This window comes from Nocardiopsis sp. NPDC006938 (assembly GCF_042869555.1).
Lineage (GTDB): Bacteria > Actinomycetota > Actinomycetes > Streptosporangiales > Streptosporangiaceae > Nocardiopsis.
Genome location: NZ_JBIAGA010000013.1, coordinates 97,743 through 112,673 on the forward strand (window position 1 = coordinate 97,743; position 14,931 = coordinate 112,673).

Genomic DNA, 14,931 nt, shown 5'->3' on the forward strand with positions numbered 1-14,931 from the left:
GGAACTCCTGTGTTGACCAAGACGGAACCGATCAGTACCGTTTCAGACGGAACCGATCGGTACCATCCTAGTTCGTGCGCGAAACCCCGTCCACGGACCTCCCCCCACCAGGAAGGACGTGGCCGCAATGGCTCGTTCGCCCCAGGCCCCGCCGATGAACGGCCCCCGACCAGCCACCGGGATGGCCCCGGTCGCGATCCTCGCGCTGGGCGTCTTCGCCGTGGGCACCGGCGAGTTCGTCCTCGCCGGACTGCTCCCGATGCTCGTCGACGCCTTCGACGTCTCCGTGGCCGGCGCGGGCCAGGTCGTCACCGTGTTCGCCCTGACCTGCGCCGTGAGCGGGCCGGTCCTGACCGCGCTCACCGCCGCGTGGGCCCGCCGCACCGTGCTCCTGACCGCGACGCTGATCTACCTCCTGGGCTCGGCGGGCTCCGCGATGGCCGACACCTACAGCCAGCTCCTTGCCGCCCAGGTCATCGCCGCCGCCGGGGTCGGCCTCTACATCCCGAACGCCTCGGCCACCGCGGCCGCCCTGGTGCCGCCCCGCCTCCAGGGCCGCGCCATCGCGCTGGTGGTGACCGGCTTCACCGCCGCCGTCGCGTTCGGCGCACCCCTCGGAACCGCCCTGGGCGGGCTCCTCGACTGGCGCGCGACCCTCTGGTTCGCGACCCTGCTGGCCACCGTCGGCCTGACGGGTGTGGCCCTGGCCGTCCCCCGCCGCGTCGAGGTCCCCGACGCCGGAGGGTTCCGCGACCGGCTCCGCCCCCTCGGTGACCGACGCGTGCTCATGCTGCTGGCGACCACGTTGGTGGCCTTCACCGCTGTTTTCGTCCCCTACACCTACATCGGCGTCGTCTACGCCCCCGCCACCGGCGGCAGCGGCCTCGCGCTGGCGGCCCTGATGATGGTCGGCGGGATCGCCGGCGCCGTCGGCAACCTCTCCGCCGGTTCCCTCACCGACCGCTGGGGCGGCTCCCGCGTCGTGGCCGTCGCCCTCGTCCTCCTCGCTGTCGGACTACTGCTCGTCCCCCTCTCCACCACGACCCTGTTCCTGGCCGTCCCCGTCGTCGCGTTCTACGCCGCGGCCTCCTTCGCCATCACCACGCCGCAGCAGCACCGGATCATCTCCCTGAACCCCGCCGCCGCCCCCGTCCTGCTGTCCCTGAACCAGAGCGTGCTCTACCTGGCCATCGCGGCCTCCGGCGTCGTCGGCGCGGGCGGGATCGAGGCGCTGGGGGCCCGGTACGTCACCCTCGTCGCCGCCGCGGCCGCCCTGGCCGCCCTCGGCCTCTCCGTCCTGGCGCACCGCATGGTGCTCCGCCCTGCGGCTACCGACACCCCGGCGTCCCCGGCCTCGACCAACAGCGCGGACAGCGCGGGCCCCGCCCTCCACGAAGGAGAACGGGGCCGCTGAGCTCCGGTGCCGGGGTCAGCCGGTGTAGGCGGGCTCCTCCTCGATCGGGGTGACCGGACCGGCCTCGGCCGGGTCGTTCGGCTCCGGCTCCTCCGGCTGCCCCGGGCCCGGGGCCTCCGGCTCACCGGAGGGCGTCTCGGTCGGGAACTCCGACTCCGAGACGGGGGCCGGGGCCTCCGGGGCGTCGTCCGAGGCGAACGCCGGGACGGTGCCGAAGAAGGCCGCCGTCAGGGCGGCGACGGCGAGCACTCGAAACTTCACGCGCATGGTTGACCTCTCGTCGTTGGTGTAGGGGGTTGCCGCTCGGTGAGCGGTCATTCGGTGATCTCGACCGGCGTGCCGACCGGCAGGCGCTCGGCCATCCAGACGATGTCGTCGTTGGACACCCGGACACAGCCGTGGCTGACCTCGCCGCCCAGCCCCGACTCGTCGTTCGTCCCGTGCACCCCGAGCTGGCCGGGCCCTCCGGCGAAGCTCTCCAGGGTGTCGGAGAACCCGCTGAGGCCGAAGGCGTAGGCGCCGTACTCTCCGCCGGGGTCCGAGGGCCGGAGCAGCTCGGTGAAGTAGTACTCACCGGGGGGAGTGGGGGTCTCGCCCGTGCCGATACCGACCGGGCCGGTCAGGACCTCCTCACCGCCCTCGGTCACGGTGAAGGAGAACTCCGCCATGTCGACCACCACGCGGTACGCGGTGACGGTGATCTCGACGTCGTCGGCGTCGATCCAGCCGGTGGAGCCGTTGGGCCGCACCGGCAGGAACACCTCCAACCAGTCGCCCCGCACCTCGCGGACCAGGAAGGCCCGGTCCGCGCCGAGATCGTTCGGGCTGGCGAGGGTGTGCACCACCTCGCCGCCGCCCGGCTCGGAGCGGACCTCGATCTCGTCGGCGAGGACCGTCGCGACGCGTTCGCCCTCCGGCGCGTTCGCCTCCTCCGCCTCGAGGACCTCGGCGGCCTCCTGAGCCGCGTCCGAGGACTCCGGCGAGGAGCAGGCGGGGGCGGCTGCCAGAACGGCGGCGGCGACCAGCACGGGAAGGGGCCCGACGGTGCCGCGGCGTGTCAGGGATCGGCGCATGGGTTCCATCCGGTCGAGGGGTTCCGGCGGGACTCTCCGCGCCGGACACCATGAAGACTGGCCGGGCCATGTGAAGAACCCGTGTGCCCGCTGTGCACGTCCCATGTGGTGACCTGCGGCGTTCGTGACCGCCCCGCCTCCCCCCGGCGCCGCCGGCCATACGATCGACGAGGCCGGGAGCCTCCTTCCCCGGCCGGAGAACGGGAGGGCCGACACGTGTGCGCTCATGTCCTGGTGGCCGAGGACGACGTGAACCAGGCCGAGCTGATCCGCCGGTACCTGGAGCACGAGGGCCACACGGTCCGGGTGGTCCACGACGGAAGGTCCGTGCTGGACGAGCACCACCGCGACCGGCCCGACCTCGTCGTCATGGACGTGATGATGCCGGTGATGAGCGGCCTGGAGGCGTGCAGGGCCCTGCGCGCCGAATCGGACGTGGCGGTCCTGCTCCTCACCGCCCGTTCCACCGAGGAGGACCTGCTGGCCGGGCTGGACCTGGGCGCGGACGACTACGTCACCAAGCCCTACAGCCCCCGCGAACTGATGGCGCGGGTGCGCACGCTGCTGCGCCGCTCCCGTGCCCCGGTCCGCGACGACGAGCGCGTCCTGGACGCGGGACCGATCACCGTGGACCCGGCCCGGCACACGGTGCGGGTCGACGGCGCACCCGTGCCGTGCACCCCCGTCGAGTTCCAGCTGCTCCAGGCCCTGGCGGCGCGGCCCGGGCGGGTACTGAGCCGGACCCAGCTGCTGGAGTCCATCCACGGCATCAGCGGATACATCACCAGGCGCACCATCGACGTCCACGTGAAGAACCTGCGTCGCAAGATCGAGCCCGACCCCCGGCGACCGGTCCGGTTGGTCACGGTCTACGGCGTGGGCTACAAGCTGGCGGGGCCCGACCGTGTCCGCTGAGCGGCCGCGCCACCGGCGCGGCCGCGCGCGCCGGGTACGGCGGCGGCCCTCCCTGCGGCACGGCCTGCTGTTCCGACTGCTGGCGGGGTCGGTCCTGGTGGCGGTCTGCTCGATCACCGCGACGGCCTGGCTCTCGGTGCAGCGGACCTCGGAGTCGATCACCCACCAGCAGGGGGAGACCCTGACGGTGGACACGCACATCCACGACACCCTCGTCGGATACGCGGCCACGCACCGGGACTGGGCGGGCGTCGGCGAGGACGTCGCCGACCTCGCCGAGGAGACCGGTCGCCGGATCGTCCTCACCACCGAGGGCCGGGCGGTGATCGCCGACTCCGCCGCCCCGCCGGACGGCGGCCAGGGGGAGGCCCCGCCGACGCCCTCCCGCACGTCGTCGGTGGTGGACCCGCTCGCGGTCGACGTGACGCTGACGACCGAGGACGGGGACCGCATCGACCCCCGTGTGGTCGGTCCCTTCGCCCTGTCCGACCAGGAGCGCGCGACGCTGCGTACGAGCGCGGACCGGGTGGCGTCCTGCCTGGAGGAGGTCTACGGCCTCACCGCGGAGGTCGTGACCGGGCCGACCGGGCGCCCCGCCGTCGAGGCGGAGCGCGGGGACGCGTACATGTGGGCCGACTGCGGTCTCCCCACGCTGGACCAGCCGGTGGGCGCGGAGGTGGAGGCGCTGGCCGACCTGAACGGCCGGGCCTCCGACTGCGGCGCACCCGGAACGGACCTCGCCTACGCCGTCGACGGCCGCACGGGCGGACTCGTGATCACCGGTTCTCCCCCCGACTCACCGGGACCGTCCCCGGACGAGGCCCGCGCCCCCACCGCCCCCGACGATCCGGGCGGCGCGGAACCCGACACGCCCGCGGACACCGTCGATCCCGGGCCCCTCCCCGAGACAGGGCTCCCGCCCACGGAGGAGCCCGTCGCCCCCCTACCGGGCGAAACCCCCGCCGAGCGCCCTCCGTACCCCGTCGAGGAGTTTCCAGAGGAGGTCCCGGAGCCCCTGCCCTGGCCCGGCAGCTCCGAATCCGACGCCGTGGCCGAGGGCCTGACCCTGTCCAGGGTGGAACTGGGCCCCGAGGCCGCCGCCTGCCTGGACGCCGCCCGGCGCGCCCAGCTCGACCCCTACGTGGCTCCGGCCGCCCTCCTGTTCATCGACGACCCCGGGGAGAGCCCGGAGGCCGGGCTGTCCCTCTCGCGTGAGGGAGCCCTGCGCCTGGGCGGCGTCGTGCTGCTCGTCCTGCTGTTGACGGTGGTGGTGAGCACGACCCTGGCGACCCGGCTGATCCGCCCCGTGCACGCGCTCACCGACGCCGTGAACCGTATGCGGGACGGCGGCGGACCCGCCGCCCGGGTGGAGGTCCGCGACTCGGGCGAGATCGGCCGCCTCGCGGAGGCGTTCAACGAGATGTCCGAGCACCTGGAGCGGGCGGAGGACCAGCGCAAGGCCATGGTCAGCGACGTGTCGCACGAGCTGAGGACGCCCCTGAGCAACCTGCGCGGCTGGTTGGAGGCCGTCCAGGACGGCGTGGTCGACCCCGACCCGGACCGCGTGCGGATGCTCCTCGGGGAGACCCTGCTGCTCCAGGCGCTCATCGACGACCTCCAGGACCTCGCCCTGGCCGACGCCGGGAGGTTGCGCCTCGCCCCGGAACCGGTGGAGGTCGGGCCGCTCGTCGCGCAGGTGGTGGCGGGCCACGGGCTGCACGCGGAGGACGCCGGGGTGCGCCTGGTCGACGAGGCGCGCGAGGTCACGCTCGTCGCCGACCGCACCCGGCTGCTCCAGGTCCTGGGGAACCTGGTCGGCAACGCGCTGCGGCACACCCCGGAGGGCGGAACCGTCACGGTCCGGGCCGATCGGGCAGAGGAGCACGCGGTGATCCGGGTGGCCGACACCGGGGTCGGCATCTCCGAGGAGGAGCTGCCGCACGTCTTCGACCGGTTCTGGCGGGCGGACCGCTCCCGCAACCGGCGCACCGGCGGCAGCGGCCTGGGGCTGGCCATCGTACGCGGCATGGTGGAGCTGCACGGCGGAACGGTGACGGCGAGCAGCACGGTGGGGGAGGGCACGACCTTCACACTCCGGCTGCCACTGGCGGGTCCCCCGGAAGGGAGCGGTGGTACAGGCGGCTCCGGGTAGGCGCGCCGTCTCCGTCGGTCCGGGCGCCCCGGACCACGGGCTTCCCGGATACCGTGAACGACCCCCGAACATGTGGAGCGATCGACGACGTCACCGAACCGCCGCAGGACGTGGCGGAGGATCACCCGCCGGAACGCGGACGAGTCACTCACGGGATCACCGCTCCCGGTGAGGCGCCCTCGACCGAGACGACGCGCCCGCCCCCTCAACGGAGACGGACACCCCATGACCAGAAGGATCACGTGGACCATCCCCCTAGCTGTACTGACCGGGGACATTGATCGAGGAAACGGTTGACCTTGTCGTAGCGGCAATGTTTACGGTCGCTTGTCATGACCATTTCAATGATTGACAGTGCCTCGGGCATGAACCGAGTCCTGACGGCGGACGCGAAGGATCGCGCCGACCTCATCCGTGACATGTGGGCTCCGATGGCCGGGATGTACCACTTCATCCCCGGCGGCGTGGACATGGCCACCGTGCACCAGCAGAACTTCGGCTTCCGTCCGGACTCCGCGATCGAGCAGGTCCGCGAAGGTCTGGAATCCCTTGTCGCGGCCGATGCGTGGACCCGCATCGAGAAGGCCCTCGAGGACGGGGTCGCAGCGTTGACGTCTGCCGATCCGGGTGTGACCATCCCCGACCTGAACGTGCTGCTCGTCCTGGGAGATCCGACCAGCCAGCACTTCGTCGACGAGGTGCAAGGGATGTCAGGGTTCGGCGGCATCAGCGGCTACATCGCCATCACCGTCTGGCCCACCTCGCGCGTTCTCGATCGCCTCGAGGCGATCGCGGTCCACGAACTGCACCACAACGTGCGCTATTCACCCGGCGGGATCGTGTGGGACCCACAGACGGTGATGGTTGGCGAGCACGTTGTGTCCGAAGGGCTCGCCGACGTTTTCGCGTCCGAGTTGTATGGCGCCGCCGGCTACACCCACTTCGTGCGCGATGAAACCCGCTCCGACGACCAGGTCCTGGCGAAGGTTGCCAGCGGCCTGGGCGTCACAGGAATGGCAGACTTCGCCGCCTGGGTGCTGGGCGACTCGAGCGCACAACTGTTCGGTGCCGAGCCTGTCGGCTTGCCGACCGGGGCCGGTTATGCAGCCGGTGCTCGGCTTGTCCGCGAATACCTCGACGCCACGGCCGCCACGGCCGCCCAAAACGTCCGCACTCCCGCGTCCGATATCCTGCGCATTGCGCTGCCACGGCTGGGCCTGACCACAGACGCGGCACACTGAGCAGCACGTCGATCGACAGGAGCCCGGTGATGGAATGGACGGTGCACGAGCTCGCTGAACGCGCAGGCATCAGCGGCCGCACGCTGCGCCACTATCATCGCATCGGGCTGCTTGAACCCGATCGCGTCGGGTCCAACGGCTACCGCTACTACGGTCCCGACGCGGTCGCTCGCCTGCAACGCATCCTTCTGCTCCGCGACACGGGTATGCCACTGGCCGACATCGCCGCAGTGCTCGACGCCCCCGAGACGCCGACCGCCGAGGTCGAAGCGCTCGAGGCCCACCTGACACAGCTCGCCGAGGACCGCGAGGCCCTGGACCGGCGCATCAGCGCGGTCAAGCACACCCTGCAGATGCGCCGCGAGGGCCGCGAACCGCGCATGGATGTGATGCTCGAAGGCTTCAACGACCGCTACGAGGCCGAGGTCGTACGACGGTGGGGACGCGAGGCCTTCGACGCGTCGAACCGGTGGTGGCATGCCAAGTCCGTGGAACAGCAACGCGACTGGCAGGCCAACGCCCAGGCCCTGCTCACGCGGTGGGCAGAAATCCACGAAGCCGGCCACACACCCGGCTCACCAGTTGCTCAAGCGCACGCTGCCGACCACGTGGCCTGGTTCGCTGACATCCCCGGGACACCCACCCACGCCGGCGATGCCGAACGATCCGCCGCAATGGTGCAAGGCATGGCCGACCTCTACGAAACCAACCCCGACTTCCACCAAACCTTCGGCAGCCCAGAAGCCGCGCAGTTCGCCGCGAACGCCCTGCGCATCCACGTGCAGCATCCGGCCTGACAGCGGCGGATGCCGCGGCGCCGTCCCGTACCGAAAGATGCTATGTCCCATCCCAACGCTGCCCTCACACCGCGTCACCGTCTGAAGGTTGCCCAACTCGTCGTCGAGGAGGGCTGGCCGATCAGTGAGGCCGCCGCCCGATTCCAGGTCTCGTGGCCGACCGTGAAACGCTGGGTCGACCGCTACCGCGCCGGCGAGCCCATGCACGACCGGTCCTCGCGCCCGAAGAGCTCGCCGAACAAGACGAGCAAGCCCGTCACGAAGCGGTGCGTCAACCTGCGGATCAGGTTGCGGGAAGGGCCAGTTCAACTATCAGCGAGGCTCGGGATCGCGCCCTCCACCGTCCACCGCATCCTCACCACTGCTCGATTGAATCGGCTGTCGCACGTCGACCGGGCGACCGGCGAACCGATCCGTCGTTACGAGCACGCGCACCCCGGGTCGCTGGTGCACGTGGACGTGAAGAAGCTGGGGAACATCCCCGACGGCGGTGGCTGGCGCTACGTCGGCCGACGCCAAGGCGACCGCAACCGCGTCGCCACGCCGGACAAGCCACGCAATCAGCACGGCGGACCCAAGCTGGGCTACGCCTACGTCCACACCGTGATCGACGACCACTCCCGCGTCGCGTACACCGAGATCCACGACGACGAGACTGCTGTCACTGCCGTTGGCGTCCTGCAACGAGCTGTCAACTGGTTCGCCGAGCGTGGGGTCACGATCGAGCGAGTACTGTCCGACAACGGCGGTGCGTACCGGTCGAATCTGTGGCGCGGTACCTGCGAGGCGCTGTCGATCCGTCCGAGGTACACGCGCCCATATCGCCCGCAGACGAACGGGAAGGTCGAGCGCTTCCACCGCACAATGGCCGACGGGTGGGCTTACGCCCGCTGCTACTGCTCAGAGGCAGAACGACGCGACGCTCTCGAGTCATGGCTGCATCACTACAACCATCACCGACCCCACACGGCCTGCGCCAACCAGCCGCCCTTCACGCGGTTGATCAATGTCCCCGGTCAGTACACCGCCGTGTGCTCCGGAGTCGCGGCCGCCCTCCTCACCCTGCTCGTCGCCTCACTGACCGGGGTGGCGAGCCCGAACCTCGGACCGTCCCACCACTTCGGTGAACTCGCGCGAGACAGGGACTCCTGGCACTCCCGCGAAGGCCTTCTCTACACGGTCACCGCGGCCCGCATGGCCACGTCGGACCAGCGGGACCGGGACCACCTGGAGTTCGAGGTCGTCGTCATCAACGACTCCAGCCACTACCGGGAGGACACGCTTCCCGAGGTCCGCTGCGAAGCGGGCGGCGAGGAACACGAGGCGACCGCGGGAGCGGAGCTCCCACAGAGCGGACTCCACCCGTCGGAAGGGGCCTTCGGCGCGTCCGCGGTCCTGGAGTTCTCCTGCCCGGTCCCCAGCGGGACCGACAGGGAGCACGTCGCCGTCTCCCTGCTGGCAGACGGGCGGAAGATGGAGTTCACCGATCCGCTCAACTCCTCGAGCCGGGTCCTTCGAGGGGAGGACCGGGACGGGTTGTGGTGAGCGTTCGCCGCACGGTGTCGCGTGCCGCCGGGGCGCCCCGCCGAGTCGACATGGCGATTCGGCGGGGTGTCGACATGAAGACGAGTCGCCCGCGCCCACGGATGGGGTTCCCGTGTCCGGGCATGAAAAAAGGCCCCCGTGTGGGAGCCTTTTCGCTGGTGGGCGTACCAGGACTTGAACCTGGGGCCTCATCCTTATCAGGGATGCGCTCTAACCGACTGAGCTATACGCCCGCGTTCCGTGTGGAACTCTACCGCATCCCGTGGGGCGGAGCGAACCGGAATCCTCGGGGTGGGGAGGAGGGTGCGCCGACCTGCGAGCGCCCTCTTCACCTCCTATTTTAGCGGGTTTCGGGAGTGCTCCGGACGGGTCGGGCCCGGTCCCTCGCGGAGGAACCGGGCCCGGACGGGAGCTCGGGACTACTCGGCCTCGGAGAGCGTCACGTCGACACCGCCGACCAGGTCGGAGACCAGGTTGTACAGCATCGCGCCCACCGTGGACAGGGCGGTGATGAGCACGACGTTCAGCGCGCCGATCACACCCGTGTAGCCCAGGACGCGGCCCGGGGAGAACCAGGCGGCCGGGTTCAGGCCCAACTCGTCGTCCCCGCCGTCGCCCTCCATCAGGGCGTTGATCATGTTGGTCAGTTCGTCGAACACACCCAGCATCGACAGGGTCGCGTAGATCACCGCGACCGCGACGAACAGGATGATGAAGCAGACGAGGGAGACCACGAAGGCGAACTTCATGACCGACCACGGCTCCACGCGGGAGACCGTCAGGTGGGCCTTGCGGCTCGACAGGGTCGCCTTGACCGCGGAGGGCTCGGTCGGGGCCGCCGCCTCCCCGGAGGTCGGGGGCGTCATCCCGGGCTCCGACCGGGACTCGGCCGCCTCGGGCTCCTCCCGCGCGGGCTCCGAGGAGTCCTCAGCGGTCGGGACCGCGTTCTCCACGTCCGCGTCACCGGCGGTGGCAGCCGCGTCGGACTCGTTGCTGGTGGTGTTCCGCTGGTTCTCAGACATAGAAGCGCTACCGCTGGACTTTCGTTGAGACGGGTCGATCCGGGTGTCCCGCGGGGCCGCCGAAACGCTCCCCGCGGGACGTACTGGGCTTAACGCGCAGTCTAGGCGTCCGGGTTGCCTTCACCCGCGACCTGCTCGTCGACCGCGTCGACCGTGTCGGCGTCGGTCGCCTCGGTCGCCTCCGCCTCGGCTTCCTCGGCGGCCTCGGCGTTCGCGGCGACGGCCACGATCTTGTTGCCCTTGTCCAGGTTCATCAGCCGCACGCCCATGGTGGTGCGTCCCGACCGCTTCACCTCGGCGGCACCGGTGCGGATGACCCCGCCGGCGGAGGTGATCGCGAAGATCTCGTCCACCTCCGGGTCCACCATCAGGGCGCCGACCAGCTTGCCGCGCGCCTCCACGACCTTGGCCGTGAGCACGCCCTTGCCGCCCCGGTTCTGCACCGGGTACTGCTCCGAGGGGGTGCGCTTGGCGTACCCGTTCTCGGTGGCGACCAGGACGTCCGTGGAGCCGTCGTCGGGCCGGATGACGTCCATGGAGAGCAGGTAGTCGCCCTCCAGGAACCGCATACCGATCACACCGCTGGTGGCGCGGCCCATGGGCCGCAGCGACTCGTCGGAGGCCGGGAAGCGGATCGCCTGGGCGTCACTGGAGATCAGCAGCAGGTCGTCGTCGGGGAAGACCAGGCGCGCCGCGATCAGCTCGTCCTCCTCGCGGAGGTTGATCGCGATGATGCCCGCCGCGCGCGCGGAGTCGAAGTCCTCCAGGCGCGACTTCTTCACCAGGCCCTCGCGGGTGGCCAGCACCAGGTACGGCGCCGCCTCGTAGTCGCGCAGCGCCATGATCTGCGCGATCTCCTCACCCGGCTGGAAGGGCAGCAGGTTGGCGACGTGCTGGCCCCGGGCGTCGCGGGCGGCCTCCGGCAGCTCGTAGGCCTTCGTCCGGTACACCCGTCCCTGGTTCGTGAAGCACAGAATCCAGTGGTGGGTGGTGGTGACGAAGAAGTGCTGGACGATGTCGTCCTGCTTGAGCTGGGCCCCCCGCACGCCCTTGCCGCCGCGCTTTTGCGCGCGGTAGTTGTCGATGCGGGTGCGCTTGGCGTACCCACCGCGGGAGATCGTGACGACCACGTCCTCCTCGGCGATGAAGTCCTCCATACGCATGTCACCCTCGAACGGGATGATGTGCGTGCGCCGCTCGTCGCCGTACTTGTCGACGATCTCGCCCAGCTCCTCGCGGATGATGGTCCGCTGGCGGGAGTCGGAGGCGAGGATGTCGTTGTAGTCGGTGATGAGCGCCATCAGCTCGTCGTACTCGGCGGTGAGGGCGTTACGCTCCAGCGCGGCGAGCTTGCGCAGCTGCATGTCGAGGATGGCGCGGGCCTGGATGTCGTCGATCTCCAGCAGGCCCATGAGGCCGGTGCGCGCGTCGTCGGCCGAGGCGCTGCTGCGGATGAGGCTGATGACCTCGTCGATCCGGTCCATCGCGCGGAGCAGGGCGCGCAGGATGTGCGCCCGCTCCTCGGCCTTGCGCAGCAGGTACTTCGTCCGGCGGACGATGACCTCGACCTGGTGCTTGACCCAGTGGCGGATCATCTGGTCCAGGCGCAGGGTGCGCGGCACCCCGTCGACCAGGGCCAGCATGTTGGCGCCGAAGGTCTCCTGGAGCTGGGTGTGCTTGTACAGGTTGTTCAGCACGACCTTGGCGACGGCGTCGCGCTTGAGCACGATCACCAGGCGCTGGCCGGTACGGCCGCTGCTCTCGTCGCGCACGTCGGCGATGCCGGTGATCTTCCCGTCCTTGACCAGGTCGGCGATCTTCAGCGCCAGGTTGTCCGGGTTGACCTGGTAGGGCAGCTCGGTGATGACCAGGGTCTGGCGTCCCCGGCCGTCCTCCTCCACCTCGACCACGGCGCGCATGGTGATGGAGCCGCGCCCGGTCCGGTAGGCCTCCTCGATGCCGCGCTTGCCCACGATGAGCCCGCGCGTGGGGAAGTCGGGGCCCTTGACCCGGGCGATGAGCTGGTCGAGCAGCTCCTCGTCCTCGGCCTCGGGGTGGTCCAGGTACCAGTTGACGCCGTCCGCCACCTCGCGCAGGTTGTGCGGCGGGATGTTGGTGGCCATACCGACCGCGATGCCCGAGGAGCCGTTGACCAGCAGGTTCGGGAAGCGGGCGGGCAGCACGACGGGCTCGGAGGAGCGGCCGTCGTAGTTGGGCCGGAAGTCGACGGTCTCCTTGTCGATGTCCCGGAGCATCTCCATGGCCAGCGGCGCGAGCTTGCACTCGGTGTAGCGCATGGCGGCGGCGGGGTCGTTGCCCGGCGAGCCGAAGTTGCCGTTCGGGTCGACCAGCGGCATCCGCATCGACCACCACTGGGCCAGCCGGACCAGGGTGTCGTAGATGGCGCTGTCGCCGTGCGGGTGGTAGTTGCCCATCACGTCGCCGACGACGCGGGCGCACTTGAAGTACCCGCGGTCGGGGCGGTAGCCGCCGTCGTACATCGCGTACAGCACGCGCTGGTGGACCGGCTTGAGGCCGTCGCGGACGTCGGGGAGGGCGCGGCCGACGATGACCGACATCGCGTAGTCGAGGTAGCTGCGCTGCATCTCGACCTGGATGTCGACGGGTTCGATCCGGTCGGTCAGGCGCGGCAGCGACTCGACGTTGGAGTCACCGCCCTCGGGGGCGTCGGGGTTGTTCGCATCCGTCACGGATGTCGATCCCTTCTACGAAGCTTGCTGGAGCACGGGCGGGAAGGGGGACCTAGATGTCCAGGAAGCGGACGTCCTTGGCGTTGCGCTGGATGAAGGCGCGCCGGGACTCGACGTCCTCACCCATGAGCACGCTGAACATCTCGTCGGCCTGGGCCGCGTCCTCCAGGTTGACCTGGTCGAGCACGCGGCGCTCCGGGTCCATCGTGGTGTCCCACAGCTCGTTGGCGTTCATCTCGCCCAGACCCTTGAAGCGCTGCACCATGTCGCGCGGGCGCGGGTCCCTCTTGCCCTCGGCGATCCCGGCCTCGATGACCCGGTCGCGCTCGGCGTCGGAGAAGGCGTAGCTCGCGTCGCTGCCCTTCTGGTCCCACTTGATCTTGTAGAGCGGCGGGCGGGCCAGGTAGACGTTCCCGGCCTCGACCAGCGGCTTCATGAAGCGGAACAGCAGGGTGAGGAGCAGCGTCCTGATGTGCTGGCCGTCGACGTCGGCGTCGGCCATCAGGATGATCTTGTGGTACCGCAGCTTCTCGGCGTCGAACTCCTCGTGGATGCCGGTGCCCAGGGCGGTGATGATCGCCTGGACCTCGTTGTTCTTGAGGATGCGGTCGATGCGCGACTTCTCGACGTTCAGGATCTTGCCGCGGATGGGCAGGATGGCCTGGTTGTGCGGGTTGCGCCCACCCTTGGCGGAGCCGCCGGCCGAGTCGCCCTCGACGATGTAGACCTCGCACTCCTCCGGGTTGGTGGACTGGCAGTCCGACAGCTTGCCGGGGAGGGAGGTGGTCTCCAGGAGGGTCTTGCGGCGGGTGAGGTCGCGGGCCTGGCGGGCGGCAACGCGGGCGCGCGCGGCCTGGCTGGCCTTGGAGACGATGTCCTTGGCCTCGCCGGGGTTGCGCTCGAACCAGTCGCGCAGGTGCTCGTTGGTGACCTTCTGGACGAAGGACTTGGCCTCGGTGTTGCCGAGCTTCGTCTTGGTCTGGCCCTCGAACTGCGGGTCCGCGAGCTTGACCGAGATGATCGCGGTCAGGCCCTCGCGGATGTCGTCGCCGGTGAGGTTGTCCTCCTTGTCGCGCAGCAGCTTCTGGTCGCGGGCGTACCGGTTGACCAGCGTGGTGAGCGCGGAGCGGAAACCCTCCTCGTGCGTGCCGCCCTCCGCCGTGTTGATGGTGTTGGCGAAGGTGTGCACGGACGAGGTGTAGGACTGGTTCCACTGCATGGCGATCTCGACCGCGATGCCGTCGCCGTCCTCCTCGAAGGAGATGATCGACGCGTGCGCCGGCTCCTTCTTGGCGTTGATGTGCCGGACGTAGTCCGACAGACCCTCCTCGTAGTGGAAGGTGTTGACCACCGGACCGTCGTCGGTGTGGTCGGGCCGCTCGTCGCGGATGGTGATGGACAGCCCCTTGTTGAGGAAGGCCATCTCCTGCATCCGGCGGGCGAGCGTCTCGAACGAGAACGTGGTGGTCTCGAAGATGTCGGCGTCGGCCCAGAAGGTGATCTGGGTGCCGGTCTCGTCGGTCGCCTCGCCCTTGACGAGCTCGCCCGTGGGGGCGGTCATCTCGTAGTGCTGGCGCCAGACGTGCCCCTGCTGGCGGATCTCCACGTCCAGGGCGGTGGAGAGCGCGTTGACGACCGAGATGCCGACGCCGTGCAGACCGCCGGAGACGGCGTACGACTTGCCGTCGAACTTGCCGCCCGCGTGCAGCGTGGTGAGGACGACCTCCACGGCCGGACGCTTCTCCACGGGGTGGATGCCGACCGGGATGCCGCGGCCGTTGTCGGCCACCCTGATCCCGCCGTCCGCGAGGAGGGTCACCTCGATGGCGTCGGCGTGGCCCGCGAGGGCCTCGTCGACCGAGTTGTCGACCACCTCGTAGACCAGGTGATGCAGACCCCGCTCACCGGTGGAGCCGATGTACATGCCCGGGCGCTTGCGTACTGCTTCGAGCCCTTCGAGAACCGTGATTGATCCTGCGTCGTAGGCCAAGTGGGAACACCCTCCTGCTGGGGACGCCTGTCGGCAGCGGCCGAGCGAACGACGGTCGTCCCACGGCAGGG

The 14,931-nt window shown here is 70.2% G+C and carries 10 protein-coding genes, 1 tRNA gene and 1 pseudogene; 6 read left to right on the top strand and 6 right to left on the bottom strand.

What is annotated here, in order from left to right:
- Positions 1-127 precede the first annotated feature (127 nt).
- A complete protein-coding gene (locus ACFYL4_RS19555) occupies positions 128-1,414 on the top strand; it encodes an MFS transporter (protein WP_387519758.1) in 1,287 nt (428 codons plus the stop codon).
- A 15-nt stretch (positions 1,415-1,429) separates the two neighbouring features.
- Here the strand turns inward: ACFYL4_RS19555 and ACFYL4_RS19560 are convergent, their stop codons facing one another.
- A complete protein-coding gene (locus ACFYL4_RS19560; protein ID WP_387519760.1) occupies positions 1,430-1,681 on the bottom strand; it encodes a hypothetical protein in 252 nt (83 codons plus the stop codon).
- Positions 1,682-1,728: 47 nt separating this feature from the next.
- Complete coding sequence (locus tag ACFYL4_RS19565; protein WP_387519761.1) at positions 1,729-2,496, bottom strand: L,D-transpeptidase family protein; 768 nt, start codon at positions 2,494-2,496, stop codon at positions 1,729-1,731.
- Between the two features lie 207 nt (positions 2,497-2,703).
- Between ACFYL4_RS19565 and ACFYL4_RS19570 the strand changes: the two genes are divergently transcribed.
- The 5 genes and pseudogenes from ACFYL4_RS19570 to ACFYL4_RS19590 all read left to right on the top strand — a co-directional run.
- Positions 2,704-3,402 (top strand): response regulator transcription factor, encoded by a 699-nt coding sequence (locus tag ACFYL4_RS19570; protein ID WP_357769439.1) that lies wholly within the window; start codon positions 2,704-2,706, stop codon positions 3,400-3,402.
- Complete coding sequence (locus tag ACFYL4_RS19575) at positions 3,392-5,554, top strand: sensor histidine kinase (protein WP_387519764.1); 2,163 nt, start codon at positions 3,392-3,394, stop codon at positions 5,552-5,554. Before ACFYL4_RS19570 ends, ACFYL4_RS19575 begins: the two co-directional genes overlap by 11 nt.
- Before the next feature lie 332 nt (positions 5,555-5,886).
- Positions 5,887-6,795 carry a DUF2268 domain-containing protein gene (locus tag ACFYL4_RS19580; protein ID WP_030533470.1) on the top strand — a complete coding sequence of 303 codons (909 nt, stop codon included), beginning with the start codon at positions 5,887-5,889 and terminating at the stop codon, positions 6,793-6,795.
- Positions 6,796-6,824: 29 nt separating this feature from the next.
- A complete protein-coding gene (locus tag ACFYL4_RS19585) occupies positions 6,825-7,592 on the top strand; it encodes a MerR family transcriptional regulator (RefSeq protein ID WP_030533471.1) in 768 nt (255 codons plus the stop codon).
- 42 nt (positions 7,593-7,634) lie between these two features.
- Positions 7,635-8,615 (top strand): annotated as a pseudogene (locus ACFYL4_RS19590) (IS481 family transposase); the annotation flags it as partial.
- Positions 8,616-9,293: 678 nt separating this feature from the next.
- Here ACFYL4_RS19590 and ACFYL4_RS19595 read toward each other — a convergent pair.
- The 4 genes from ACFYL4_RS19595 to gyrB all read right to left on the bottom strand — a co-directional run bounded on the left by ACFYL4_RS19595 (position 9,294) and on the right by gyrB (position 14,860).
- Positions 9,294-9,370: transfer RNA gene (locus ACFYL4_RS19595), tRNA-Ile, on the bottom strand.
- Between the two features lie 186 nt (positions 9,371-9,556).
- On the bottom strand, positions 9,557-10,159 hold the full coding sequence (locus tag ACFYL4_RS19600; RefSeq protein WP_387519766.1) for a DUF3566 domain-containing protein: 603 nt from the start codon (positions 10,157-10,159) through the stop codon (positions 9,557-9,559).
- Positions 10,160-10,260: 101 nt separating this feature from the next.
- Entirely contained in the window at positions 10,261-12,870 is a 2,610-nt protein-coding gene (gene gyrA / locus ACFYL4_RS19605; protein ID WP_387519768.1) for a DNA gyrase subunit A, read from the bottom strand.
- Between the two features lie 52 nt (positions 12,871-12,922).
- On the bottom strand, positions 12,923-14,860 hold the full coding sequence (gyrB, locus tag ACFYL4_RS19610; protein ID WP_357769431.1) for a DNA topoisomerase (ATP-hydrolyzing) subunit B: 1,938 nt from the start codon (positions 14,858-14,860) through the stop codon (positions 12,923-12,925).
- Positions 14,861-14,931 lie beyond the last annotated feature (71 nt).